Annotated in this window: 24 protein-coding genes; 6 read left to right on the top strand and 18 right to left on the bottom strand. The window is 60.3% G+C overall.

Annotated features, from left to right (window positions below):
• Positions 1-2: 2 nt before the first annotated feature.
• Complete coding sequence (locus NF676_RS05920; RefSeq protein WP_236168071.1) at positions 3-692, top strand: DUF4197 domain-containing protein; 690 nt, start codon at positions 3-5, stop codon at positions 690-692.
• Here NF676_RS05920 and NF676_RS05915 read toward each other — a convergent pair.
• From NF676_RS05915 to NF676_RS05905, 3 genes are all read right to left on the bottom strand, one after another.
• Positions 689-2080: a Fic family protein gene (locus tag NF676_RS05915; RefSeq protein ID WP_252887389.1), complete on the bottom strand. Its 1392-nt coding sequence runs from the start codon at positions 2078-2080 to the stop codon at positions 689-691. The two genes, NF676_RS05920 and NF676_RS05915, sit on opposite strands and share 4 nt — an antisense overlap.
• Before the next feature lie 566 nt (positions 2081-2646).
• A complete protein-coding gene (locus tag NF676_RS05910) occupies positions 2647-5715 on the bottom strand; it encodes an efflux RND transporter permease subunit (RefSeq protein WP_041478146.1) in 3069 nt (1022 codons plus the stop codon).
• A 6-nt stretch (positions 5716-5721) separates the two neighbouring features.
• On the bottom strand, positions 5722-6822 hold the full coding sequence (locus NF676_RS05905) for an efflux RND transporter periplasmic adaptor subunit (protein WP_041478148.1): 1101 nt from the start codon (positions 6820-6822) through the stop codon (positions 5722-5724).
• A gap of 95 nt (positions 6823-6917) precedes the next feature.
• On the opposite strand from NF676_RS05905, the gene NF676_RS05900 reads away from it, so the two are divergent.
• On the top strand, positions 6918-7553 hold the full coding sequence (locus tag NF676_RS05900; RefSeq protein WP_252887388.1) for a TetR/AcrR family transcriptional regulator: 636 nt from the start codon (positions 6918-6920) through the stop codon (positions 7551-7553).
• 108 nt (positions 7554-7661) lie between these two features.
• On the opposite strand, the gene NF676_RS05895 is transcribed toward NF676_RS05900, so the two are convergent.
• Positions 7662-8444 (bottom strand): class I SAM-dependent methyltransferase, encoded by a 783-nt coding sequence (locus NF676_RS05895; RefSeq protein WP_041478224.1) that lies wholly within the window; start codon positions 8442-8444, stop codon positions 7662-7664.
• Between the two features lie 92 nt (positions 8445-8536).
• Between NF676_RS05895 and NF676_RS05890 the strand changes: the two genes are divergently transcribed.
• The gene (locus NF676_RS05890; RefSeq protein WP_056783179.1) at positions 8537-9157 is read left to right on the top strand and encodes a hypothetical protein; all 621 of its coding nucleotides are present in this window, start codon (positions 8537-8539) and stop codon (positions 9155-9157) included.
• A gap of 3 nt (positions 9158-9160) precedes the next feature.
• Here the strand turns inward: NF676_RS05890 and NF676_RS05885 are convergent, their stop codons facing one another.
• The 7 genes from NF676_RS05885 to ppc form a co-directional block, all read right to left on the bottom strand.
• On the bottom strand, positions 9161-9853 hold the full coding sequence (locus tag NF676_RS05885) for an extensin-like domain-containing protein (RefSeq protein WP_252887387.1): 693 nt from the start codon (positions 9851-9853) through the stop codon (positions 9161-9163).
• 2 nt (positions 9854-9855) lie between these two features.
• A complete protein-coding gene (locus NF676_RS05880) occupies positions 9856-10692 on the bottom strand; it encodes an isocitrate lyase/PEP mutase family protein (RefSeq protein WP_252887386.1) in 837 nt (278 codons plus the stop codon).
• 30 nt (positions 10693-10722) lie between these two features.
• Positions 10723-11583 carry a DUF72 domain-containing protein gene (locus NF676_RS05875; protein WP_236168075.1) on the bottom strand — a complete coding sequence of 287 codons (861 nt, stop codon included), beginning with the start codon at positions 11581-11583 and terminating at the stop codon, positions 10723-10725.
• The gene (locus NF676_RS05870; protein WP_016771497.1) at positions 11583-11891 is read right to left on the bottom strand and encodes a hypothetical protein; all 309 of its coding nucleotides are present in this window, start codon (positions 11889-11891) and stop codon (positions 11583-11585) included. The genes NF676_RS05875 and NF676_RS05870 overlap by 1 nt, the downstream gene beginning before the upstream one ends.
• A gap of 257 nt (positions 11892-12148) precedes the next feature.
• Entirely contained in the window at positions 12149-12823 is a 675-nt protein-coding gene (gene tsaB, locus NF676_RS05865) for a tRNA (adenosine(37)-N6)-threonylcarbamoyltransferase complex dimerization subunit type 1 TsaB (protein ID WP_095180471.1), read from the bottom strand.
• A gap of 93 nt (positions 12824-12916) precedes the next feature.
• A complete protein-coding gene (gene adk / locus NF676_RS05860) occupies positions 12917-13567 on the bottom strand; it encodes an adenylate kinase (RefSeq protein WP_056783171.1) in 651 nt (216 codons plus the stop codon).
• Positions 13568-13867: 300 nt separating this feature from the next.
• Positions 13868-16498, bottom strand: a complete 2631-nt coding sequence (gene ppc / locus NF676_RS05855; RefSeq protein WP_252887385.1) for a phosphoenolpyruvate carboxylase — start codon at positions 16496-16498, stop codon at positions 13868-13870.
• A 213-nt stretch (positions 16499-16711) separates the two neighbouring features.
• On the opposite strand from ppc, the gene NF676_RS05850 reads away from it, so the two are divergent.
• The 3 genes from NF676_RS05850 (at position 16712) to lptF (ending at position 18683) form a co-directional block, all read left to right on the top strand.
• On the top strand, positions 16712-17056 hold the full coding sequence (locus NF676_RS05850; RefSeq protein ID WP_016771500.1) for a hypothetical protein: 345 nt from the start codon (positions 16712-16714) through the stop codon (positions 17054-17056).
• 378 nt (positions 17057-17434) lie between these two features.
• Positions 17435-17839 (top strand): DUF4398 domain-containing protein, encoded by a 405-nt coding sequence (locus tag NF676_RS05845; RefSeq protein WP_024011747.1) that lies wholly within the window; start codon positions 17435-17437, stop codon positions 17837-17839.
• 55 nt (positions 17840-17894) lie between these two features.
• Positions 17895-18683 (top strand): lipotoxin F family OmpA-related lipoprotein LptF, encoded by a 789-nt coding sequence (lptF, locus tag NF676_RS05840; protein ID WP_024011746.1) that lies wholly within the window; start codon positions 17895-17897, stop codon positions 18681-18683.
• 235 nt (positions 18684-18918) lie between these two features.
• Here the strand turns inward: lptF and NF676_RS05835 are convergent, their stop codons facing one another.
• The 7 genes from NF676_RS05835 to NF676_RS05805 form a co-directional block, all read right to left on the bottom strand.
• Positions 18919-19248, bottom strand: coding sequence for a PA3694 family proteiin (locus NF676_RS05835; RefSeq protein WP_122600872.1), 330 nt, complete (start codon positions 19246-19248; stop codon positions 18919-18921).
• Positions 19245-20150, bottom strand: a complete 906-nt coding sequence (locus tag NF676_RS05830; RefSeq protein WP_252887384.1) for an alpha/beta hydrolase — start codon at positions 20148-20150, stop codon at positions 19245-19247. The genes NF676_RS05835 and NF676_RS05830 overlap by 4 nt, the downstream gene beginning before the upstream one ends.
• Before the next feature lie 152 nt (positions 20151-20302).
• Entirely contained in the window at positions 20303-21553 is a 1251-nt protein-coding gene (locus NF676_RS05825; protein WP_166554750.1) for a flavohemoglobin expression-modulating QEGLA motif protein, read from the bottom strand.
• A gap of 185 nt (positions 21554-21738) precedes the next feature.
• Positions 21739-22452, bottom strand: coding sequence for a TetR/AcrR family transcriptional regulator (locus tag NF676_RS05820; RefSeq protein ID WP_252885431.1), 714 nt, complete (start codon positions 22450-22452; stop codon positions 21739-21741).
• Between the two features lie 105 nt (positions 22453-22557).
• Complete coding sequence (lysS, locus tag NF676_RS05815) at positions 22558-24060, bottom strand: lysine--tRNA ligase (RefSeq protein WP_024011743.1); 1503 nt, start codon at positions 24058-24060, stop codon at positions 22558-22560.
• 79 nt (positions 24061-24139) lie between these two features.
• Positions 24140-25235, bottom strand: a protein-coding gene (gene prfB / locus NF676_RS05810; protein ID WP_099758102.1) for a peptide chain release factor 2 whose coding sequence is annotated in 2 segments (ribosomal slippage) — positions 24140-25162 and positions 25164-25235 — 1095 coding nt in all. Because the reading frame shifts where the segments join, the coding sequence is not laid out codon by codon here.
• A 307-nt stretch (positions 25236-25542) separates the two neighbouring features.
• On the bottom strand, positions 25543-26544 hold the full coding sequence (locus NF676_RS05805) for a response regulator (RefSeq protein ID WP_041478162.1): 1002 nt from the start codon (positions 26542-26544) through the stop codon (positions 25543-25545).
• Positions 26545-26577 lie beyond the last annotated feature (33 nt).

Raw genomic sequence — 26577 nt, 5'->3', positions numbered from 1 at the left:
CCATGCGCCGCCCTACCCTTCGCTTCGCCGCCGCCTGCGCCGGCTTGCTGATCTCCGCCAACGCTCTTGCCCTGTCGCTCAGCGACCTGTCCCAGCAAGACGCCACCGGCGGCCTCAAGGACGCCCTGACCCAAGGCGCCCAGATCGCCGTGAAACAACTCGGCACCCCGGGCGGCTTCAGCAACAACCCCGAAGTGAAAATCGAACTGCCGGGCAAACTCGGCAAAGCCGCGAGCAAGATGAAAGCCTTCGGCATGGGTGCCCAGGTCGAAGAACTGGAAAACGCGATGAACAAAGCCGCCGAATCCGCCGTGACCCAGGCCCAGCCAATCCTCGTCGATGCAGTGAAGAAAATGAGCGTGGCCGACGCCAAAGGCATCCTCAGCGGCGGCAATGATTCGGCCACCCAATACCTGAACAAATCCAGCCGCGAACAGATCCGCGCGAAATTCCTGCCCATCGTCAAGCAAGCCACCGACAAGGTCGGCGTCGCGCAGAAGTACAACTCGTTCGCCGGTCAGGCTGCTGCGTTTGGCGTTGTCGATGCGAAGAGCGCCAACGTTGAAAACTACGTCACCGAGCAAGCGCTGAATGGCCTGTTCGAGATGATCGGCAAACAGGAAGAAACCATCCGCCAGAACCCGGCCGCTGCGGCGACGAGTCTGGCGAAGAAGGTGTTTGGTACGCTTTAAGTCGTTACAACATGGGGGCGATTCAATTCGCTCCCATGCTTGCCTCCACGTAAAGAACTACGTAAAAAAAACACCCACTCCCGCCCCATTTTCCTTCTCTCAAAAAGCTGCAATTGGTCCAGCTCTTCCAGAATCGACGCCGCCTCGCTACCCGAGCAGGAAAAATTTTCCGCGACATTGCTCGCCGTAAACTCCTTCGCCTCCCCGCTTTTAGCCACCTGATAAACCGCGCGCTGCCGTTCCGTCAGTTGAGCAATTACGCCAGAGCTCGTCAGCCAGCGCTCAAAGTCCTGAGTGTCTGCCAGACTCTTGCGGTACACAGTTATAAAACCGACCACGGCTCGCAAAATCACCGCGCATTGAAACTCGATGAAATAAGTCAGATCCAGCTCATCTGCCTCGGTGTGCAGGTAGGAGCGTCCGTATTTCACCGGTGCATTGCGCAGCAGCAGACTGATCGCAATGTAGCGAAACGCCGCGAACTCATGTTTGAACATGAACCAGTAAAACAAGGCTCTCGCGACCCGTCCGTTACCGTCGCGAAATGGATGTTCATAACCCATGGCGAAATGCAGCGTCACGGCCTTGATCAGTGGATGCAGATAATTTTTGTCCAGAATCGAGGCAGCGGGCCGGTTGATCCAGGCGGACAGCCTCGCCAACCGCGCAACCAATCCTGCAGCAGGAGGTGGTCGGTGCACGGTGTTGCCTGAACCATCCTGAACAACCACCTCATCATTGGTCCGGAACAATCCTGGGGAATACTGCTCGCCATCGATCCCCTCCACACCCACTCGATGGATCTCTGCAATCAGCTCAATGCTCAGAGGTTCATAACGCTTTTCCCAAGCGAAATTCATCATTCGATAATTACCCATTACCATGCGCTCATCCGGCGTCCGCGGCTGGCGCTGATGCTTGAGCATGTCCTTGGCAACACGAGTAGTGGTCGCCGCGCCCTCCAACTGGCTACTGGCGATGGCTTCGTCTTCGATCAGGTCATTGAGCAGACAGGAGAAATGCGCCCGCTCGCCGATCTGACTGGTCATGTAATCCAGCGCGGCCGTACTGGCGTAACGATCCACCACAGCCAAGGTTTTCTGCGCCGACGGCGTTGGCACGTATTTGCCCCACTGCACCGGCTCGCCCAACGGCAACAAATGAATGTAATGGGCCGCCCGCGCCTTCTTCACCAACGCCCAACAAAGATTCGCGTCCAACCCAGCCGCCCAGCGATAGCGCAACGCCTCGAATGGCAGATAGCGCCCCTGATCATCGAGCGGCTTGAGCAGCGCCAGATAATCCGCAAGTCGTTGCTTGTGGGGAGAGCGGGCCAACAGGTCGAAAGCAGGATCCGTTCTGCCAGCTAATGTCGGTGGTTTCTTCATCAGACAGACTCAAGGACTCGGAAAAGCAGAACCCGGAGTACAGCATTGGACGGCCAGCGCCTCAAGATCGGAGGACTCTGAAAAAGCTGTAGGAAGGCAGCGTGAATTGGCGATTCGAAATGAATTGGCTGTCAGACCGCCTTCGCGAGCAGGCTCGCTCCCACAAAAGCAAAGCAGCGCAGCTGCCCGCGGCGAAGCCGCCCCACTCAACAATGAGCGCAAGCTGGAGTGCTCTTGATCTTGATCCACCGGCGACGTCGGAAGGCTGAGTGGAGGGATTGATCCGGGCGTGGGAGCGCAGCGACCGTTCGACGCAGTCGAACACAGCGGAAGGAGGTGCAGCGAAGCAAACCGGAGCCGCTGCGCCCGGATCGATCCCGCAGCGAAGGAACCCGAGCCTGCGAGGGCCGAACGCAGGAGCAAGCCTTTTGGGTTACCTTTTTGGCGTTTGAAAAAGGTGACCCGCCGTAAGGGCGGAACCCTAAGCAGCCGTTACCGCAGCAACGGATATACACCCAAAACCCCCAAATCATGGTCGGCCCGAAGGCCGCCACGACACAAAAACCTCAAGCCTCCTTACGCACCCGAAACCAGGCCGCATACAACGCCGGCAAAAACAACAGCGTCAGCGCCGTGGCCACAATCAGCCCGCCCATGATCGCCACCGCCATCGGCCCGAAAAACACACTGCGCGACAGCGGAATCATCGCCAGCACCGCCGCCAGCGCCGTCAACACAATCGGCCTGAAGCGCCGAACCGTAGCCTCGATAATCGCCTGCCAGGGCTTGAGCCCCGAAGCAATATCCTGCTCGATCTGATCCACCAGAATCACCGAATTGCGCATGATCATCCCGGACAACGCGATGGTCCCGAGCATCGCCACAAACCCGAACGGTTGCCTGAACACCATGAGAAACAACGTCACCCCGATCAGGCCCAGTGGCGCGGTGAGAAACACCATCGCCGTGCGCGAGAAACTGCGCAACTGCACCATCAGCAAGGTCAGCACCACGACAATGAACATCGGCACCCCGGCATTCACCGACTTCTGCCCGCGCTCGGAATCCTCCACAGTGCCGCCGACATCCAGCAGATAACCATCGGGCAATTCGGCGCGAATCGGGTCCAGCGTCGGCATGATCTGCTTGACCAGCGTCGCCGGCTGCTCCTTGCCATAAATGTCGGCGCGCACGGTCACGTTCGGCAGCCGATTGCGGTGCCAGATGATGCCTTCCTCAAACCCGTATTCCAGCGTGGCAATCTGCGACAACGCCACACTGCGACCGTTATCCGTCGGCACCGCCAGGCTCGGCAACAACGACAATTCAGTGCGCTCGTGCACGGTGCCGCGCAGCAGAATCTCGATCAATTCGTTGTCTTCGCGATACTGGCTGACCGTCGAGCCGACCAGCGAACTCTGCAGGAATTTCGCCAGATTGGCCGTGCTTACGCCGAGGGCGCGGGCGCGATCCTGGTCGATGTTCAGGTAGACGACTTTGCTCGGCTCCTCCCAGTCCAGATGCACGTTGACCACATGCGGATTCTCGCGAACCTTTGCCGCCACTTTGCGCGCCAACGCACGGACTTCTTCGATGTGCTCGCCAGTGACGCGGAACTGCACCGGATAGCCAACCGGCGGGCCGTTTTCCAAACGGGTGACCCGCGAACGCAGGGCCGGGAACTGTTCGTTGAGGGTTTCGATCAACCAGCTGCGCAGCGCTTCACGCTCTTCAATGGTTTTTGCCAACACCACGAACTGGGCAAAACTCGCCGCCGGCAGTTGCTGATCCAGCGGCAGGTAGAAGCGTGGCGAACCGGTGCCGACGTAGGCCACGTAATTGTCGATGCCGGCGTGCTCCTTGAGCAGCGCTTCGAGGCGTTTGACTTCGCTGGTGGTATTGGCCAGCGAAACACCTTCGGCCAGTTTCAGATCGACCATCAACTCCAGCCGGTTCGAAGCCGGGAAGAACTGCTGCGGGACGAAACGGAACAACATTACCGAGGCGATAAACAGGCCCACGGTGAGCACGATCACCGTCTTGCGATGGGCCACGCACCACTCCACCAGACGCCGGACGCGCTGATAAAACGGCGTAGCATACGGATCAGGCTGACCATCGCCAGTACCGTGTTTCGCCGCATGAATTTTCGCCAGATCCGGCAGGAGTTTTTCCCCCAGATACGGCACGAACATGACCGCCGCGACCCATGAGGCGAGCAAGGCAATGGTCACCACCTGGAAAATCGAACGGGTGTATTCGCCGGTGCCGGACTGCGCAGTGGCAATCGGCAGGAAGCCGGCGGCGGTGATCAACGTGCCGGTGAGCATCGGGAATGCGGTGCTGGTCCAGGCATAACTCGCCGCGCGAATGCGGTCGAAACCCTGCTCCATTTTGATCGCCATCATTTCCACAGCAATGATCGCGTCATCCACCAACAAGCCCAGCGCCAGCACCAGCGCACCGAGGGAAATCTTGTGCAGACCGATGCCGAGGTAATACATGCAAGCGAAGGTCATCGCCAGCACCAGCGGAATGGTCAGCGCGACGACCATGCCGGTGCGTACACCGAGAGAGAAGAAGCTCACCAGCAAGACGATCGCCAGTGCCTCGACCAGCACCTGAACGAACTCGCCGACGCCGGTTTTTACCGCTGCCGGCTGATCGGACACCTTGCGCAACTGCATGCCGGCCGGAAGGTTTTTCTGGATCCGCGAGAACTCGCCCTCCAGCGCCTTGCCCAGCACCAGAATGTCGCCGCCGTCCTTCATCGCCACGGCCAGACCGATCGCATCGTCGCCCATGAAACGCATGCGCGGCGCCGGTGGGTCGCTGAAACCGCGACGCACATCGGCGATATCGGAGATACGGAACGTACGATCGGCGACGCGGATCGGAAAGTTCTTTATCTCATCGACTGTCTGAAAATTCCCCGAGACGCGTAGCTGCAAGCGCTCGCTGCCGGTTTCGAAGAACCCCGCAGTGGACACCGCATTCTGTTCCTCCAGTGCCTGCTGCACCGCCGCCAGCGGCAAGCCAAGGGTGGCGAGTTTGACGTTGGACAGCTCGACCCAGATTTTCTCGTCCTGCAACCCAAGCAGTTCGACCTTGCCAACGTCCTTGACCCGTTGCAGTTGAATCTGGATGCGGTCGGCGTAATCCTTGAGCACGGCGTAGTCGAAACCGTCACCGGTCAACGCATAGATATTGCCGAAGGTGGTGCCGAACTCATCGTTGAAGAACGGCCCCTGAATTCCCGGCGGCAAGGTCTGGCGGATATCGCCGACCTTCTTGCGCAACTGATACCAGAGATCGGGGATTTGCTTGGAGTGCATCGAGTCGCGGGCGATGAAGGTCACCTGGGATTCACCGGGGCGGGAGAACGACATGATGCGTTCGTACTCGCCGGTTTCCATCAGTTTCTTTTCGATCCGTTCAGTAACCTGGCGCGAGACTTCCTGCGCGGTCGCACCGGGCCAGCGGGTCTGAATGACCATCGCCTTGAAAGTGAACGGCGGGTCTTCGCTCTGGCCGAGTTTGGTGTAGGACAACGCGCCGACAACGGCGAGCAAAAGCATCAGGAACAGCACGATCTGGCGATTACGCAACGCCCATTCTGAGAGGTTGAAGCGCATTGGGGCTTACTCCTTGTTCGCCAGATTGACCACACGGTTGGAGCGATCCACCGGCCGCACCTGCTGGCCGTCGAGGAGCACATGAACGCCGGCAGCCACTACCCAGTCGCTGGCATTGAGCCCCTCGAGCACCGCCACGCTTTTCTCGCCAAACGGACCGACCCGCACCGGGGTTTTCTTCAACGTGTTGTTGCCGTTGACCACCCAGACGTAGGTCGCGCCGTTTTCAGCGGTCAGCGCGGAAAGCGGTATCGACAGCGAGACACTGTCAGCCGATTGCACGAACACCCGGGCGCTCTGCCCCAGTTCAGCCGGCACTTTGCCGCTGGTGAACGAGATACGCGCGGCAAAAGTGCGCGAGCGCGGATCGGCGGACGGTGACAACTCGCGGATCTGCCCGGCGAAGCGTTGATTTTGCTGTGCCCACAATTCCACGGTAACCGGCTGACCAACCTTGAAGCGGCCGAAGCTTTGCTCCGGCAGGCTGATCAACACTTCGCGCTCACCATCGGTGGCGAGGGTGAACACGGTCTGCCCGGCAGCGACCACCTGACCGACTTCCACCGAACGCTTGGCCACCACGCCATCCTGTGGCGCACGCAGTACCGCGTAACTGGCCTGGTTGGTCGAAACGTTGAATTCAGCTTTGATTTGTTTAAGGCGGGCTTCGCCGGAGCGATATAGATTTTCGGCATTGTCGTAGGCCGAGCGGCTGACCATCTGCCGATCCATCAGGGTTTTATAGCGATCACGTTCCGCGCGGACCAGGTTCAGATTGGCCTCGGCGGCGGCGACCTGCGCGCGGGTAGCTTCCAGTTGCAGGCGCACATCCTGCGGATCGAGTTCGGCCAGAGGCTGATCGGCTTTGACGCGCTGGCCTTCGTCGACCAGTCGTCGGCTGACTTTGCCGCCGATGCGGAACGCCAGATCAGGCTCATAGCGGGCTCGCACCTCGCCCGGATAACTTTCCATCGCCTGCGCCGAAGGCTCGGGTTGCACCACCATGGCCGGGCGCACGGTGACTTTCGTCACCTCCTCCTGACCGCACGCCGATAACAGGAACGCCAGACTGACTGGCACGGCAAAGGACAACGCATGGCGGAACATGGTGACGGACCTTTCGCGAATGAGGCTTTGGAATATTTATACTGGCGGGTATGGTATTAATAGCAAACTCACCAGTCCAGTATTAAAAGCGAAGAATGTCGAACAATCTTTCAGCTCCAAACGGCCCGGGCCGCCCCAAGGATCTGGCCAAACGCCAGGCGATCCTGGATGCGGCGAAAACCCTGTTTCTCTGCCATGGCTACGCCAACACCAGCATGGACGCGGTTGCCAGCGAGGCGGGCGTGTCGAAGCTGACGGTCTACAGCCATTTCAACGACAAGGAGACGCTGTTCTCCGCTGCCGTCGTCGCGAAATGCGAGGAACAATTGCCGCCGCTGTTCTTCGAATTGCCGGACGGCATCGCGGTGGAAAATGTATTGCTGAACATTGCCCGGGGCTTTCACCAACTGATCAACAGCGATGAATCAGTGAACCTGCACCGCCTGATCATGGCGCTGGGCAGTCAGGATCCGAAGCTGTCGCTAATCTTCTTCGAGGCCGGCCCAGAGCGCGTGGTCAACGGCATGGAAGGTCTGCTGGCGAAAGTCCATGCAACCGGCGCGCTGAGCATCGACCAGCCACGCAACGCCGCCGAGCACTTCTTCTGCCTGATCAAAGGGGCGGGGAATTTTCGTTTGTTGTATGGCTGCGGCGAGCCGCTGACTGGAGAAGCAGCGGAGCGGCATGTGCGGGAGGTGGTGGGGTTGTTTATGAGGGCTTACAAACCCTGACAGTTTTGCGGTGCTTGTGCAGACCGCTTCGCGAGCAGGCTCGCTCCCACACTGGAATGCATTTCCTACTGTGGGAGCGAGCCTGCTCGCGAATGTGGCGACGCGGTCTCAGGGCTTCAGCGCTTTCTTCGGATAAATGTCATACCGGCTCGATTTGCCATCCAGCGCATGGCTCGGTTTCGGCCCTTCGATGCACGGCGCCTTGCGCGGGCGTTTGACTACCACCCGATGCGTGGCCAGGGCCAGCGCCGCTTCAAGCAGGGCCGGTGCATCCGGATCATCACCGACCAGCGGGCGGAACAGGCGCATTTCCTTTTTCACCAGCGCGGTTTTCTCGCGATGCGGGAACATCGGGTCGAGATAGATCACCTGCGGCGGCTCCCCTTCCCAACTGCGCATCACTTCGATGGAGTTGCCCTTGAGCAATTTCATCCGCGCCACGATCGGCGCCACGTCGAAATCTTCTGCCGCCCGCGCCAAGCCGTCCTCAAGCAGTGCGCCGATCAGCGGCTGACGCTCGATCAGGCTCATTTCACAACCGAGACTGGCCAGCACAAATGCATCCTTGCCCAAGCCCGCCGTGGCATCCAGCACGCGCGGGCGCACGCCTTGGGCGATGCCGACAGCCTTGGCAATCATCTGGCCGCTGCCGCCGCCATACAAACGACGATGCGCCGCGCCGCCTTCGACGAAGTCGACCCGCACCGGTCCAGGCGCATCCGGGCCAAGCTGCTGCAACTGCAAACCCTGCTCGCCGACCTGCAAGACGAACTCGCCGTCCGCCTCGCCGAGCGGCAGGCCGAGACGTTCGGCCCAGTGTGCGGCTTGTGCTTGAAACGTCGGGGCGAGGGCCTGGACATGGATGCGGCAGGCCGCAGGTGACTCGATCATGAAAAAACGCTCAAAAAAGTTAAGGATTGACAAAAACCGCCGATAAACCATTCAACGCGCATTTTGCCAGAGCTGAGCGTCAACCGAAAAAAATGTCAGGCATTCTTCCCACATCGATTGGCTACGTTTCGCCCCATGGCGACTTTAGCCGTCATAACACTCAAGCACTGAGCGGCGTCAGTCACCTGTGGCAGGATTTCTTTGCCCAGGCCCTGGCCGAACAGACGAGTGAAGTGGTGCCTGCCTGTGGCACGTTTCCACCGGTTGACCTGAACAGCCCGGAAGAACCGACCGTTGGCAGCGAGCTGCACGCGCACATCGTCAGCCAGCGTGAGTGCGACGTGGTTGAAACCCAGGTTCGCCCGCCGGAGCCACTGTTCCTGCCGATCGCCGAGTTCGAAATGGAGCTGCTGGACAAGCCGTTCCCACCGTTCCCGCCGGAAGAGCTCAAAGCCCAGCAAGAGCAACAGGATTTCGACAGCAGCTGGGTACGCCCGATTGTGATCAACAATGGCCAGCCAGTGCCGGAGCCAGGCCCTGCGCCGCAGAAACGTCCGCTGTACCTGCCGATTGCCGAGTTCGATCTGGACTTGCTTCAGAAGCCTTACCCGCCGTTCCCGCCGGAAGAAATCGTCGAGCAGCAGAAAGCTCTGGACTTCGATAACGGCTGGGCTCGCCCGATCGTTCTGCAGAACCTGCGCCTCGCCGCCTGATCCTCAGCGACACACGCTCCAGCGCCCGACATCGAAATGAAAGTGATTGCGATGGGCGGCGTTGTAGTCCGGACTCAACACCACACTGAATGACTCACAGGCGCCGTCGCGCAGTTGGCGGAGAAACTCTGCGTCCTGGTTTTGCTTGGGCCAATCCCTGAGCACGCTGATCGTGCGTCCGCCGGCCAGACGGAAACCGGCAATGTCCAGCGCGTCGGCACTGGCATGTCGACTGAGGGCACCGCTCTCACGGTTGTAGACATTGCGACAGGCAAAGCTGCCGAGGTGATCGACACGCGCAATCTTCTGGCCATAAGCCGATTGCGCGGCCGGTTGCAGGGTGTGGTGTTCGAACATCGCGTAGGCCACCGCCAGCGGGCAACTGGCAATGAAACTGCTGCTCAGCGCCACTCCACCGCCCTGCACCCGCAGAGCACCGACCAGCGGACACTTGGCGCCGGGGCTGTCGGCCTGGGGGCTGACGCGCAGATCCGAGCTGCTCAATGCCTGTGCGCAAAGCTCGGGATCACTGCGCAGGCGCATGAGTTTGTAACCGGTGAGCCAGTTGGGCGCGGCTTTTATGTCCAATGGCGCCCACGGGTTCCACTGCGGCGGCACCTCCAGCCAGCCGCGCCAGACACTCACCGCGCCACCAGCGATCGCGAGCAACACCCCCCAGAACAGCCAACGTCCCATGCTCAGTCCTTGAAGAATTGATTGGCCTTGGCATACGGCATCGACTGTGACGTGAAGCCAAAGGTGCCGGATTGCTGGATTTCCTCAGCCGCGCGGAAGAACTCGCCGAACGCCGCCAGCGCCAGTGCCGACCCGGTGCTGATCCGCCGGACGCCCAGTTCCTCGAGCTGTTGCACGGTCAGTTTCAAACCGCCAGACATCAACACATTGACCGGTTTCGGCGCCACCGCTTGCACCACTGCGCGCACTTCTTCGGCGCTGCGCAAACCCGGCGCATAGAGCACGTCGGCACCCGCTTCGGCGAATGCCTGCAAGCGGCGAATGGTGTCGTCAAGATCGGGGTTGCCGTGCAGGTAATTTTCCGCGCGAGCGGTGAGGACGAAAGGAAACGGCAGGGTGCGCACCGCCGCGACAGCGGCTTCAATCCGTGCAACGGCGTGTTCGAAGCAATAGATCGGCGCGTCCGGACGTCCCGAAGCGTCCTCGATCGACCCGCCCACCGCGCCCGCTTCGGCGGCGCGCAACAGACTCTGCGCAGACTCGACCGGATCATCGGCAAAGCCGTTTTCCAGATCCACCGCCACCGGCAGATCCGTCGCTGCGACAATCGCCCGGACATTGGCCAGGGTCTCGTCGAGATTCAACGCGCCATCAGGCTTGCCTTGGGAAAACGCGTAACCAGCGCTGGTGGTGGCCAAGGCCTGATAACCGAGACTGGCGAGCATCTTCGCCGAGCCGGCATCCCACGGATTAGGGATGACGAAGATCCCCTGGCGATCATGCAGCGCTTTGAAGGCTTGGGCTTTGAGGCGTTGCTGTTGACTGACTTGGACGTTCATCGACGGCCTCCCGGGCAGAAAAAACCCGCCTCAGAGCAAGCCAAGCTGCTCGGCGGCGGGTTCTCTGTATAGCTCAGGCAGCGCGGGCAAGCCAGGCAAACGTTGCATCAGTTGGGAGTGAAAACGCTGCGCCAGTTTCGCTGCCAACAGGTTATCGGCGGTATGCAGAAAGACGTAGGGCGTGCGCCCCTCTTCGATCCATTCAGCAATCTTCGCCACCCACGGCACGAGAAACGCATCGTTGGCCTCAAGCTCGGGATGGCCGATGAAGCGCACCTGCGGAAACTGCGTGAACGCCGCCGGACGGGTGGGCACTCGCGGCTTTTTCGACTGCGCGTGGATCACCGAGGACTCGGTCGACAAGCAGCTGAACAGCGCGCGCGGGTCGAGACAGATGCGCTCGACACCGCGATCCAGCAACAGACGATTGAGCAGACGCTCGCTCTCGCCCTTGGCGAAGAACTGTTCATTGCGCACCTCGACCGCAAGCGGGCAATCCAGTGCATCGATAAACGCCGCGAGCTCCGGCAGACGCTGCGGCGTGAAGCTTTTCGACAGTTGCAGCCACAGCGGCGAAACACGTTCGCCTAACGGCTTGAGTAATTGCAGGAAGGTTTCGGCAGCGGTCAGTTGCTCGCGCAAGTCGCCGCTGTGGCTGATGTCGCCGGGGAATTTGGCAGTGAAGCGAAAGTGCGCCGGCATGATCTCGGCCCAGCGTTGCACAGTGGCTGGCGACGGGCTGGCGTAGAAGGTGGTGTTGCCTTCGACGGCGTTGAACACCTGGCAGTAGAGAGCGAGAAAGTCGGAGGTTTTTGCGTCTACCGGATACAGATACTCGCGCCAGGCATTTTCGCTCCAGGACGGGCAACCGAGGTAGTAAGGCAGATCCATCAGATATACAGATCGAGGCCCAGCACGTCTGCGTCCCAATCGACAAAACCGGCGGTGCTCAGGTAGCTGGCCAGGGCCATGGCTACGCTTTTCTTCATCGCGCGGTGGTAGATCATGTCTTGCTGACGGGCAGGCAGGTTGCTCAGGCGTTGCGCGGTAGCTTGGGCAGCACGGGCGGCCAACTGCTCTTCGCTCGGGAATTCCAGCTCGCCGTCGATGATCTCGACGGACTCATCCAGCGCCGCATTGCCTTTACGCGGCTTGCGCTTGATGGGGTAGGACTGAGTGGAAACGCCGTCTATACGCATAATGTCATGCTCGGTATCAATGATGGCAATTTAGCGGCACTTGACCGACTTAGCAAACCGCCGAGTGATAACTAGAACACATAAAGCGCAAAAGGTTTTAAGCGAGGGGGCAGAAACTGACGATTGGCGATATTTGTATGTGACCGCGAACCTGTGGGAACGAGCCTGCTCGCGAAGGGTTCAGCACATTCAACACATGCATTGACTGACCAGAAGCCTTCGCGAGCAGGCTCGCTCCCACAGGAGAAAGTGTCGTATCAGCGGGCTTTGGGGGTGGCAACTTTATCGCGCAAGTAAACCGGCTGCGCGTCATCTGCCGGGATCGCCTCACCGCGCTCCCAGGCGAAACGCGCCAGGGTCAGCAGGTCTTCGGCGTGGGGCAGCATGCCGGCGTCGGAGCCGCTCAGATTGACCGCGATGCGCTCGCCGTAACCCCAACCGGTACCGGCACCGAACCAATCGCCACTGGCATCAGCGGGCAACGCGGCGACTTCCGGTGGTAACACGGCTTCGGCGCCAACCAGACGCATCTCCCCCGCCGTCTCGCGGTAGCAGCCCCAATACACCTCATCCATCCGCGCATCGATCGCAGCCGCGACCTGGCTTACACCATGCTCACGAAAGGCACGCTGGGCCAGCACGGCAAGGTTGGATACCGGCAACACCGGACGATCCAGAGCAAAGGCCAAACCCTGCACCACACCAATGGCAATGCGCACACCGGTAAACGCGCCCGGGCCACGGCCGAAAGCAATCGCGTCGACCGCTTGCAGCGTGGTGCCGGCATCCGCGAGCAATTGCTGAATCATCGGCAGCAGCTTCTGCGCATGCAGGCGCGGGATCACCTCGTAATGGCTCGTGACCTTGCCGTCATGCAGCAAGGCAACGGAGCAAGCTTCAGTCGCGGTGTCCAGGGCCAGCAAGGTGCTCATCGATGTTTCCAAAACAGGGGTGGGAAAAAGTGCGTCAGTATAAACAACAACGGCCCGCAAGCGGGCCGTGGATGATGCAGCCGATCAGACTTTTCAGCTCAGCGCGGCCAGCACCTTGGTGGTGATTGCATCAACCGAACCCACGCCTTCGATGTGGCTGTACTTTGGCTTGCCGCCGTTCTTGGCGGAAAGGTTCTGGTAGAACTCCACCAGCGGTTTGGTCTGCGAGTGGTAGACCGACAGGCGATGACGCACGGTCTCTTCGGTGTCGTCCTTGCGCTGCACCAGCTCTTCGCCGGTGATGTCGTCCTTGCCAGCCAGTTTCGGCGGGTTGTAGACGATGTGGTAAACGCGGCCGCTGGCTTCGTGAACACGGCGACCGGCGATGCGCTGAACGATTTCTTCGTCTTCTACAGCGATCTCGACCACGGCATCCAGCTCGACACCGGCAGTGACCAGCGCTTCAGCCTGCGGAATGGTGCGCGGGAAGCCGTCGAACAGGAAACCGTTGGCGCAATCAGGTTGAGCGATGCGGTCCTTGACCAGCGCGATGATCAGGTCATCCGACACCAGGCCGCCGGCATCCATGATGCTCTTGGCTTGCACGCCCAGTGGAGTGCCAGCCTTGACCGCAGCACGCAGCATGTCGCCGGTGGAGATTTGCGGAATGCCGAATTTCTCGGTGATGAACTTTGCCTGAGTACCTTTACCGGCCCCGGGAGCTCCCAGCAGAATGACGCGCATCGATGTGCTCCTCAATTTTTTATATAAAAGCTTTACAAAACAAAGGATTCGCTCGTAACCGGCGGATCCTGAAAATACGGGTCGTGGCCGCACAAACGGCCAAAGGCTGATCAAGATACACAGCAGGCTGCGCCCACACAAGACGCCAAAAGTCGGAGAAACCGACGCCCGCCGTGACCTTGCGACGCGGTAACCCAAGTCGCAACCCCATCAATAACTGTCGCCTCGCGGCACTTTCCTACGGCAGGAGAAGCGGCATCCGACCCTTGTCGCAAATGCCGCCAGAGGTGCTCAGCAACCTTAGCCGGTATTGCGCAATCCGGCGGCAATCCCCGCCACAGACACCAGCAGCGCCTGTTCCACCGGGCTGCCCTGCTCGACATCCTGCTGCCGCGAACGCGCCAACAGTTCCGCCTGCAATAGATGCAGCGGGTCGAGGTAGGTGTTGCGCAAGCGGATGAATTCGAGGGTGTCCGGGCTGTGCGCCAGCAGCTGCGACTGCCCGGTCAGACCGAGCACGACGGTGCATGCCTGCGACAATAGGTCGCGTAACTGCGCGCCCAACGGCAGCAGATCAGCTTCAACCAGACGCTCGTCGTAGGACTGCGCAATATCCGCATCAGCCTTGGCCAGAACCATTTCCAGCATATCGATGCGAGTGCGAAAGAACGGCCATTGTTCGCGCATCTGCCCCAGCAACTCACCTTCGCCGCGCTCCAGCGCCTTGCTCAACGCAGTCTCCCAACCCAGCCAGGCCGGCAACATCAATCGGGTTTGGGTCCAGCCGAAAATCCACGGGATCGCCCGCAGGCTTTCGATACCGCCGGCGCGACGCTTGGCCGGGCGACTGCCCAGAGGCAAACGTCCCAATTCCTGCTCCGGGGTCGACTGCCGGAAGTACTCGACGAATTGCGGATTTTCCCGCACCACCTGACGGTAAGCGCTGACACCGTCCGCCGCCAGTTCGTCCATCAGATGGCGCCATTCAGGCGTCGGCGGCGGCGGTGGCAGCAAGGTCGCTTCGAGCACGGCGGCCAGATACAGATTGAGGTTTTGCTCGGCGATGTCCGGCAGGCCGAATTTGAAACGAATCATTTCTCCCTGCTCGGTGGTGCGGAAACGCCCGGCCACCGAACCCGGTGGTTGCGACAGAATCGCCGCGTGCGCCGGACCGCCGCCACGGCCAACGGTGCCGCCGCGACCGTGGAACAGCAGCAGCTCGACTTGCTGCTCACGGCAGATTTCCACCAGTCGTTCCTGCGCCCGATATTGCGCCCACGCCGCAGCGGTGGTGCCGGCGTCCTTGGCCGAGTCGGAATAGCCGATCATCACTTCCTGCGGGCCGTGCAAACGCGCGCGATAGCCCGGCAACAGCAGCAGACGTTCCATCACCGGCCCGGCGTTGTCGAGGTCGGCGAGGGTCTCGAACAGCGGCACCACGCGCATCGGCCGCAGTACGCCGGATTCCTTGAGCAGCAGTTGCACCGCGAGCACATCGGAAGCGGCGCCGGCCATGGAGATCACATAGGAGCCCAGCGAAGCAGCAGGCGCGGCAGCGATTTCCTTGCAGGTGTTGAGCACTTCAGCGGTGTCCGTCGACGGTTTGAAATGCGCGGGCAGCAAAGGGCGACGGTTGCTCAATTCTTCGGTGAGGAAGTTGATGCGCTGTTCTTCGTCCCATTCCTCATAGCGGCCGAGGCCGAGGTAATCGGTGATTTCCGTCATCGCCGAGCTGTGCCGGGTCGAATCCTGACGCACATCGAGGCGCACCAGAAACAGGCCGAACGTCACCGCCCGACGCAGGCAATCGAGCAACGGCCCGTCGGCGATGACGCCCATGCCGCACTCGTGCAGCGAGTTGAAACACAACTGCAAAGGCTCGAGCAGATCGCGATTGTCGTGCAGCACATCGGCGGTTGCCGGGGTCGGCGCGGTCAACGCGGCATGCGCCCAGTTGCGTGTGGCGCGCAGGCGTTCGCGCAATTGCTTGAGCACCGCGCGATAGGGTTCGGCGCTGTCGCCGGCCTTGGCCTTCAGCGCATCGCTGGCCTGCTGCATCGACAGTTCGGCAGCGAGATGATCGACATCGCGCAGGTACAAATCAGCGGCCATCCAGCGCGCCAGCAGCAAGACTTCGCGAGTGACAGCGGCGGTGACATTGGGGTTGCCGTCACGGTCGCCGCCCATCCACGAAGCGAAGCGGATCGGCGCGGCTTCCAGCGGCAAGCGCAGACCCGTCGCGGCGAACAGCGCCTGATCGGCCTTGCGCATATGGTTGGGGATCGCTTGCCACAACGAATGCTCGATCACCGCGAAGCCCCACTTGGCTTCATCGACCGGGGTTGGTCGGGTGCGGCGGATTTCTTCGGTGTGCCAAGCTTCGGCGATCAGCCGTTGCAGTTTGCTCTGGATCTGCTCGCGCTCGGCGCTGGTCAGGTCGCGATGATCCTGAGCGGCCAGTTGCGCGGCGATCGCGTCGTACTTCTGGATCAACGTGCGTCGCGCCACTTCGGTCGGATGCGCGGTCAGCACCAGTTCGATTTCCAGCCGCGCCAGTTGCCGGGCCAGGGACTCGGCGCTGTGGCCTTCGCTGCGCAGGCGCGCGAGCAGTTCCGGCAACACCCTCGACTCGAACGGCGCCGGTTGCGACTCCTCGCGGCGATGGATCAGCTGGTACTGCTCGGCAATGTTCGCCAGGTTGAGAAACTGATTGAAGGCCCGCGCGACCGGGAGCAATTCGTCTTCGCTCAATTGATTGAGGCTGGCGCTCAGTTCAGCGTCCATCGAGCCGCGCCGGTCGGCCTTGGCGCCTTTGCGAATCTGCTCGATCTTGTCGAGGAACGCCTCGCCGTACTGGTCTCGAATGGTGTTGCCCAACAGCTCTCCGAGCAGGTGAACATCTTCGCGCAAGCGTGCATCAATATCGGTCATCAGCAGTTCTCCAGCGGTAATCGGGGACAGCGCAGAAACGAATGCTTTGCCAGAGAGTGCCGCTCTGCGCCGCTTCTTACAAGCAGGCGACGAATTGACTTTAAACCTTGCCGGCGAAAGCTAGTCTCAACAGTAAGCCGTACGACGGCCCGCCGCCGGCGCTGCCGGACACTCACCCAGGCCTGCCATCAGCAGGCGCTAAATGAGGTCATCATGAAAATTCGTGAACTCGCCCAGCATTGGGAAGAAAACGCCAAAGGTCGCCTGACCGACACCGGCTACACGATTCATCTGGACGTCGAAGCCGCCGCAAGGCTGGCGGCGATTGCCGAAATGTACCCCAAGCGTCACCCCGAGGAACTGCTCGGCGAGCTGATCGGCGCCGCGCTTGAGGAGTTCGAAGCGAGCCTGCCGTATGTGAAGGGTTCAACGGTGGTGGCGACCGATGAGGAAGGTGATCCGTTGTATGAAGATGTTGGCCCGACGCCGCGTTTTCTGGCGTTGTCGCGGCGGCATTTGCATGATTTGTCCTCGGCTGAGAACAAACAGAAGCACTGATTCGACACACATCAAAACCGTGGGAGCGAGCCTGCTCGCGAATGCGGATTTTCATTCAGCATTTGCGCTGACTGACACATCTCATTCGCGAGCAGGCTCGCTCCCACATAGGCTGTATTCCAGTTCGCAAATTGGTTTATCAACAGACAAAATACACCCGCGCGTACCGCTCCAAAGCCCCAAAGTTCCCGCCCCAGAGCCTTGTCCAAACGGTCAATTAAATTTTTGGCGATAGGCCATCTTTTCTGAACTTTTCAAAAATGCCGCCGGTCGGAACAGGTAACCACGCCTGGAACGAGCGTTTCAATTCGCGTCTACAAGCGATGCTTTCGCCTCCTCTGCCAGGATGGATTCAGTTGTATTTTCAGGAGATGCCTAATGGAGTTGAAGACCATGAAAACCCAAACCTCGTTTTCCCACCTGCGCGGTCTGAAACTGGCCGCTCTGGCCATCGGCACCAGCTTCGTACTGGCCGGTTGCGCCGGTAACCCACCGACCGAGCAGTACGCCGTGACCCAATCGGCTGTGAACAGCGCCGTCAGCGCTGGCGGTACCGAATTCGCTGCGGTGGAAATGAAGCAGGCTCAGGACAAACTGAAACAAGCTGAAATCGCCATGCACGACAAGAAGTATGACGAAGCCCGTCGCCTGTCCGAACAGGCTGAATGGGACGCTCGCGTCGCTGAACGCAAGGCTCAGGCCGCCAAGGCCGAACAGGCTGTGAAGGATTCCCAGAAAGGTGTTCAGGAACTGCGTCAGGAAAGCCAGCGCACTGTGCAGTAAGCGCGCATCCCGACCGCAAAGCTGAAACTCTTACCGATAGAAAGGACGAAAAATTATGCGTAAGCAACTGATGATTCCCGCTCTTCTGGCCGCAAGCGTTGCACTGGCTGCCTGCTCCACCCCGCCTAACCCGAACCTGGAACAGGCGCGCACCAACTACGCCGGCCTGCAGGCCAACCCACAGGCGAGCAAAGTCGCGGCACTGGAAACCAAAGACGCCAGCGATTACCTGGACAAGGCCGACAAGGCTTATCTGGACAAAGAAGATGCAGCCAAGGTTGACCAACTGGCTTACCTGACCAACCAGCGCGTGGAAGTGGCCAAGCAGACCATCGCTCTGCGCACCGCTGAAAACAACCTGAAAAACGCCGCAGCCCAACGTGCCCAGGCCCGTCTGGATGCCCGTGACCAGCAGATCAAACAGCTGCAGGACAGCCTCAACGCCAAGCAGACCGATCGCGGTACGCTGGTGACTTTCGGTGACGTGCTGTTCGCCACCAACAAGGCTGATCTGAAATCCAGCGGCTTGGTGAACATCAACAAACTGGCGCAATTCCTCCAGGAAAACCCGGATCGCAAAGTGATCGTCGAGGGTTACACCGACAGCACCGGCACCGCGAGCTACAACCAGTCGCTGTCCGAGCGTCGCGCGACTTCCGTGCAGATGGCCCTGATCAAGATGGGCGTCGACCCTTCGCGCATCGTCGCTCAGGGTTATGGCAAGGAATACCCGGTAGCGGATAACGGCAGCGTCTCGGGCCGTGCGATGAACCGTCGTGTGGAAGTGACCATCTCCAACGACAACCAGCCAGTAGCACCGCGTTCTTCGGTGAGCTCGAACTAAGCTCCACCCGGTAACGCAAAAGCCCCGCCTGAGTTGATCAGGCGGGGCTTTTTTGTGGGAGCAGACATCGTAGCCCCTCACCCCAGCCCTCTCCCAAGGGAGAGGGAGCCGATTTGTGTCGCTTTCAAAACTTGTGTTCGGCGCAATGGATCAGGTCGACTTAGCTTAAACAAACACCTCGGTCAGTCCCCTCTCCCTCAGGGAGAGGGTTAGGGTGAGGGCTGAACCTGCAGAATCACTCCTCCAGCTTCTGCGGGGTCTCTTCGCCCATACACCGCACGGCTTTTTTCTGCGCGTTGATCAACACCCCGGTCAGGCCTTTCTGTTCGGTATCGAACAGCACCAGCACGCCATCAATGCACTGCGCCACTTGCGGCGCAGGTGTCAGCGAGACTTTGTAGTCCTCGCCCGGCACGGTCTTGAGCATGGTGAATTCGTTTAGCAGCAACGCATCCTCCGGCTTGGCAAAGTGCAGGTAGCCGTAGTACCACAGCGCCCCGACGGTGCCGAGGATGCTGCAGATACCGGTGATGATCAGCGGGATGGCATTACGTTCTTCACTCATTGCGGGGTCTCATCTTCGGAATTCGGGGGCGGCGGATAGTTGGGGATTTCGCCGAGGCGGCGCAGGCCGTCGAAGTGCTCGGGATCGTCGAGATAGCGCAGCATGACCTGACGCCACACCGGGTCGCCGAACGTTTGCACGTGACCGCCACGGGTCAGCTGCAACACGCGCGGCGGCGGCGCGGACTGATACAGACGAATGCCGTTGGCCATCGGCACCAGCGGATCGTCGATGCTGTGGAAGATCAGCTTGGGCACGCCGGTCAGCTGCGCCATCGAGTTGATCGCGCTGTCGCCATCCGGCACCAGCCACGACAGCGGCACCTGCAACGGCCAGGTCAGCCACGAAGTGCTGAGGGCGAATTGGCCGACACTGCGATAACTGGCCGGCACGCCATCCAGCACCAGGGCCTTGAGTTGTTTTTGCCGTTCCGGGTGCTGCGCCAGCCAATGCACCGACATCGCGCCGCCGAGGCTCTGCCCGAGCAGCACCAGCGGTTTGCCTTTGACCTCGGGCGCTTTGTCGAGCCAGGCGAACGCGGCGTCGATGTCCTGATAGATCGCCGGCAGGCTCGGCTTGCCCTCGGACAAACCGTAACCGCGATAGTCGACCAGCAGTACCTGATAGCCATTCTTCGGCAACCACCAGCTGCCGCCCAGATGCATCGGCAGATTGCCGCCGTTGCCGTGCAGATGCAGGACCGTGCCTTTGACCTCGACGCCAGGTTTGGCCGGCAGCCACCAGGCGTTGAGCTTGAAGCCATCAGCGGTGATCAGAGTGACAGTGCGGTATTCGAGTTTGGCTTTGTCCGGGGTGAAGATCTGGCCCGGTTCAGGGTAGAACAGCAGCGAACTGCAACCGCCGAGGGTCAAGAGCAGGCAAAGAATGCCGAGGATTCTCATCCGGTGAAACCTCGCAAAGAAGAGAACTGAACACAAATCAAACCTGTGGGAGCGAGCCTGCTCGCGAAAGCGGTGTATCAGCCGACATCAATGTTGAAGGTGAAATCGCATTCGCGAGCAGGCTCGCTCCCACAAGGGGTTCGGTGGTGGGTCTAGAGGATATTGGAGTAATCCGCCTCAATCCGGTCCAGGCTCAAATGGTTGAGGAAGTTGGAGAAACACATCCACGCCGACAACGCATTCAAGTCACGGAACTGATCCGGTAGATATTTCGGCGGCACCACCAGCCCTTCATCCACCAGTTGCCGCAAGGTTCGCATGTCTTCCAGTGTGGTCTTGCCACAGAACAACAGCGGAATCTGCTCGAGCTTGCCCTTGCGCACGGCCAACTGAATGTAGTTGTAAACCATGATGAAGCCCTTGAGGTAGGACAAGTCTTTGGTGAATGGCAGACCGGTGGGCGTCGAGCCACGGAACACCCGGCTGGCATTGCCGTAGCTTTCGGCCATCTCGAAACCCTGCTCGCGGAAGAATTCGTAAATCTGCAAAAAGTCGGCGCCCTCCTCGACCATATGAATCGCACGGGTGCGGTTGGTCAGTTTGCGCAGGCGACTCGGGTAAGAAGCGAAGGTGATGATTTCCATCAGGATCGCCAGCCCTTCCTGGGTCACCGTTGACGAGGGCGGGCCTTTGGACAGGAACGTGCAGATCGGCTGGTTCAAGCCATTGAGCGTAGTGCCGACGTGCACCAGACCTTCGTGGACTTCCAGTGCGCGCACGTCGCGGTCGTTGAACAGCGCATCCGTGCGGATCTTGATGTAGTCGGCGCCCGCCGCGGCGTCGGCGACGATGCCGTCGGACTCGAACACGCGAATGGTTTCTTCGGCCTCACCGAATACCTTGTTCAGTCGGGTTTGCAGCAGGTGCACCGCGTCTTTGGCGGTAAGGATCTTCGGCTCGTCCTTCAGATCGCCGCGCCCGTCGATGTTGTTCAGGTAGTCGGACATCATCAGGCCGAGGTCGGCGAGGGTCGGGTCACCGGCGTGGAAGGCGTCGGACGCCGCGCCGTACAGCTCCTGCGAGATCAGGCCGAAATCCTCGGTGCCACGCGCCTCGAGCATGCGCACGACCATGCGGTATTCCTTGCACATGCGCCGCATGATCTGCCCGACCGGGTTGAACTGGCCGAGCTGGCGGGTGATGTCGCGCTCGATGTTCTGGAATTCCAGTTTGACCTGGCTCGAATCGAACGACAGCGGGCGGTTGAGGTAGTAGTCGCGATCCACCGCCGGCATTTCCTTGCCCTTGGCCTTGAGGAAGCCCTTGCGCACGTTGTCGTCCCACTTGACCGCATCGAGCACGCGGATCGGCGTCTGCGCCAGCACAATGCGATCGGACAACATGCGTATCGTCTGCTGGTAATCGTCCACCCGAAACTCCTGTAGAAAACGTGACGTGCTGAAACTCAGACTTTAAGCCTTTGCGGGAGCGGGCCTGCTCGCGAATGCACTGTGTCAGACAACGCAGATGTTGAATATCAGAGTGCTTTCGCGAGCAGGCTCGCTCCCACGGGGTGTAGCGTGAAACGCTAGACCGACGCCAGCACCAGGTGCATATACCGCGTCAGAATCCCGAGCATGTTCTCTTCGGCCAATGGCTCGGCGTCATTGAGCAGGCCCTGATATTCCATCCGGCCGATAATCGCCGTCAACACCTTGGCATCCTGCTGCGGTTCACGCGAGCCCAGTACCTGGAACAACTGGCAGGTGCCCTGCAACAGAATCTGCTGGTGCGAGCGCACCAGAATGGCCAGACGCGGGTTGAGCAGCGCTTCCTGGCGGAACGCCTGTTCGGCCATCAGATGCTCGCGGCGGTTGATCAGTTGCCGGTGCACGTAATCGGCCATCAACCGCGCGATGTCATCGGCCAATTGCGAGCGCGACTCCGGGCTGCCGTCGGCGCTGACCACCATTTCGCGCAGCAGACCTTCGTTATTGATCCACAACTTGGCCATGTATGCCGCGCTGCGTTCAACGTATTGGGCGAAGGTATCGGTGAGCAGGTCATCGATGTCCTTGAAGTAATACGTGGTCGCCGACAGCGGCACGCCGGCCTCTGCCGCGACCGCACGATGGCGCACGGCACGCACGCCGTCGCGCACGACAATGCGCATCGCGGCGTCGAGAATGTCCTGGCGACGCTGCTCACTGCCCTGTCGGCTGGCCTTGCGGCCCTGGTACTGAACACTTTCAGCGACCGCAGTGGCGATACCCGCTGCACCTTCTTGAGCTATTGCACCCATCACGACAGCACTTCCTCTGCTATTTGCAAATTAACCAATTGATACATTTGTACCAGACAGGCAATAAAAAGCCGCCTGTTTTAGGCGGCTTTTCAACTGAAACGTTTACGCTTGCGGTCGCATGTGCGGGAACAGGATCACATCGCGGATCGACGGCGAGTTGGTCAGCAACATCACCAGACGATCGATGCCGATACCTTCACCGGCGGTTGGCGGCATGCCGTACTCCAGCGCACGGACGAAGTCGGCGTCGTAGTGCATGGCTTCGTCGTCGCCGGCGTCCTTGTCGGCCACCTGCGCCATGAAGCGCTCGGCCTGGTCTTCCGCGTCGTTCAACTCGGAGTAGGCGTTGGCGATTTCACGACCACCGATGAACAGCTCGAAGCGGTCGGTGACGTTCGGGTTTTCGTCGTTACGACGGGCCAGCGGCGACACTTCGAACGGGTACTGAGTGATGAAGTGCGGCTGCTCCAGCTTGTGCTCGACCAGTTCTTCGAAAATCATCACCTGCAGTTTGCCCAGACCTTCGAAGCCCAACACCTTGGCGCCGGCCTTCTTGGCGATGGCGCGAGCCTTGTCGATGTCGTTCAGATCATCGGCGGTCAGCTCAGGGTTGTACTTGAGAATCGAGTCGAACACCGACAGCCGCACGAACGGCTCGCCGAAGTGGAACACCTTGTCGCCGTACGGCACGTCGGTGCTGCCCAGCACCAGCTGCGCCAGCTCGCGGAACAGTTCCTCGGTGAGATCCATGTTGTCTTCGTAATCGGCGTACGCCTGATAGAACTCCAACATGGTGAATTCAGGGTTGTGACGAGTCGAAACGCCTTCGTTACGGAAGTTGCGGTTGATCTCGAAGACTTTCTCGAAACCACCGACCACCAGACGCTTCAGATACAGCTCAGGAGCGATACGCAGGAACATTTCCATGTCCAGCGCGTTGTGGTGAGTTTCGAAGGGCTTGGCTGCGGCGCCGCCGGGAATGGTCTGCAGCATCGGCGTTTCGACTTCGAGGAAGTCGCGCTTCATCAGGAAGCTGCGGATGTGCGCGATCACTTGCGAACGCACGCGGAAGGTCTGGCGCACGTCTTCGTTGACGATCAGGTCGACGTAACGCTGGCGGTAGCGCTGCTCGGTGTCGGTCAGGCCGTGGTGCTTGTCCGGCAGCGGGCGCAGCGACTTGGTCAGCAGGCGCACGTTGGTCATTTCAACGTACAGGTCGCCCTTGCCGGAACGCGCCAGGGTGCCTTCGGCAGCAATGATGTCGCCCATGTCCCAGGTTTTCACCGCAGCCAGGGTTTCTTCGGACAGCGTCTTGCGGTTGACGTAGACCTGAATGCGTCCGGTCATGTCCTGGATCACCATGAACGAGCCACGGTTGAGCATGATGCGACCGGCAACCTTGACCGGGATTGCAGCCTCTGCCAGCTCTTCCTTGGTCTTGTCCGCGTACTGTTTCTGCAAGGCATCGCAGTAGTTGTCGCGGCGGAAGTCGTTCGGGAAGGCATTGCCCTTGGCGCGCTCGGCAGCAAGCTTTTCCTTGCGCAGGGCGATCAGGGAGTTTTCTTCCTGTTGCAGGGCTTGCGGGTCGAGTTGTAGGTCGCTCATGTCTTTAAGTATTCCATCAGGTTCGTTGCCCCCAGCCTTCGGCTGGGGATCGCGGGCGAGCCCGCTCCCACAGAGGGTGTTACAGGCCGGATTTCAGGCTCGCTTCCAGGTATTCGTCGATGTCGCCGTCGAGCACCTTGTCGCAATCGCTGCGTTCGATGTTGGTACGCAGATCCTTGATCCGCGAGGCATCGAGCACGTAAGAGCGAATCTGGTGACCCCAGCCGATATCGGACTTGGTGTCTTCCAGCGCCTGCGAGGCCGCATTGCGCTTCTGCATTTCCTGCTCGTACAACTTGGCCCGCAGCATTTTCATCGCGGTGTCCTTGTTGGCGTGCTGGGAACGCTCGTTCTGGCAGCTGACCACGGTGTTGGTCGGTACGTGGGTGATACGTACGGCCGAGTCGGTGGTGTTTACGTGCTGACCACCGGCACCGGAGGAACGATAGGTGTCGATCCGCAGGTCTGCCGGGTTGATTTCGATTTCCACCTTGTCATCGATCTCTGGCGAGACGAAAACAGCGGAGAACGAGGTATGGCGACGGTTGCCGGAGTCGAACGGGCTCTTACGCACCAGACGGTGCACGCCGATCTCGGTACGCAGCCAGCCAAAGGCGTATTCGCCCTTGATGTGCACGGTCGCGCCCTTGATCCCGGCGACTTCACCGGCGGACAGTTCCATGATGGTCGCGTCGAAACCGCGTTTGTCAGCCCAGCGCAGGTACATGCGCAACAGGATGTTGGCCCAGTCCTGCGCTTCGGTACCGCCGGAACCGGCCTGGATGTCCAGGTAGGCGTTGTTCGGGTCCATTTCATGGCTGAACATGCGGCGGAATTCCAGCTTGGCCAGATTTTCCTCGAGACGGGCCAGCTCGGCGACGACATCGCCCACTGCGCCTTCGTCGTTCTCTTCGACGGCCATGTCCAGCAGGTCGCGGCAATCGGCCAGACCGCCGTTCAGTTCGTCGAGCGTGTCGACGATCTGCGCCAGCGCGGCACGCTCGCGGCCCAGCTCCTGGGCGTATTCAGGTTTGTTCCAGACACTCGGATCTTCAAGCTCGCGATTGACCTCGGTCAGACGCTCATGCTTTTGATCGTAGTCAAAGATACCCCCGAATAGTTTCGGAGCGCTCGGACAGGTCCTTGATGGTGTTCAGGATCGGGTTGATTTCCATGACGGGCAGCACTCGTTGGCGAACTTTTGAAAGCCGGCGAGTATAACGTAAACAGGCTGTCGCGGCAGCCCGTCTGGCGGTGAATGGGCCGAGATTGCTGCCCTCACCCTAACCCTCTCCCGGAGGGAGAGGGGACCGATCGGGGGATATTTGAAACATACGCAGAATAGAATGGCTTCACCGAATCCGTGATCGCCAAGCCTGAAGATCCATAATCGCTGCGATCTCTCAGGTCGATGTCTGGCCCGAGACACCTCGGTCGGCCCCCTCTCCCTCCGGGAGAGGGCTGGGGTGAGGGCAACGGCCGTTACTCGATCCCGACCTGATTGCGCCCATTGTTCTTGGCCAGATACAAGCCGCGATCCGCCGCCGAAATCAGCAGCCGGCAATCACTGCCCGCCTGCGGCACCATGGTCGCCAGACCAATGCTGATGGTCAGACTGGAGCCCTCGGCCGGCGTGTTATGCGGAATTTTCAGCGCCGCCACGGTCTGGCGCAGTTTCTCGGCCAACAGCCGCGCGCCGCCCGGCGAAGTGTTCGGCAGCACCAGCACAAACTCCTCGCCGCCGTAACGCGCCGGCAGGTCCGATGGTCGCGCACTGGCCTCGCGGATCGCCGTGGCGACCTTGCGCAAGGCTTCGTCGCCTTCAACGTGGCCAAAACTGTCGTTGTACGACTTGAAGTAATCGACGTCGATCATCAGCAATGACAGCTGCGTCTGATCACGTAGCGAACGGCGCCACTCCAGTTCCAGGTACTCGTCGAAGTGGCGGCGATTGGACAGCCCGGTCAGGCCATCGGAGTTCATCAGCCGTTGCAGCACCAGATTGGTGTCGAGCAATTGCTGCTGGCTGACCCGCAACGCTCGGTACGCGGCGTCGCGTTGCAGCAATGTCATGTAGGACCGCGAGTGGTAGCGAATGCGCGCGACCAGTTCGATGGTGTCCGGCAGTTTCACCAGATAGTCGTTGGCGCCAGCGGAGAACGCCGCGCTTTTGATCAGCGGGTCTTCCTTGGTCGAGAGAACGATGATCGGGATGTCCTTGGTCGCCGGATGATTGCGGTATTCGCGCACCAGGCTCAGGCCATCGAGGCCGGGCATCACCAGGTCCTGGAGAATCACCGTCGGTTTGATCCGCACCGCCTGGGCGATGGCCTGCTGCGGGTCGGAGCAGAAGTGGAAGTCGATGTTTTCCTGATTCGACAGCCCACGGCGCACCGCTTCGCCGATCATCGCCTGATCATCCACCAACAACACCATGGCGGCGTTCTCGTCGGTTTTAATGTCGTCGATCTGTAAATCATTCATGAGCGGTCACCTGAGTACTGCGGGGGCCTGGAT

Origin of the sequence: Pseudomonas siliginis (assembly GCF_024072275.1) — a bacterium.
In the GTDB taxonomy this organism is placed as follows: domain Bacteria; phylum Pseudomonadota; class Gammaproteobacteria; order Pseudomonadales; family Pseudomonadaceae; genus Aquipseudomonas; species Aquipseudomonas siliginis.
The sequence above is the reverse complement of the archived record's forward strand: the minus strand, read 5'-3'. Positions and strand labels throughout refer to the sequence as shown.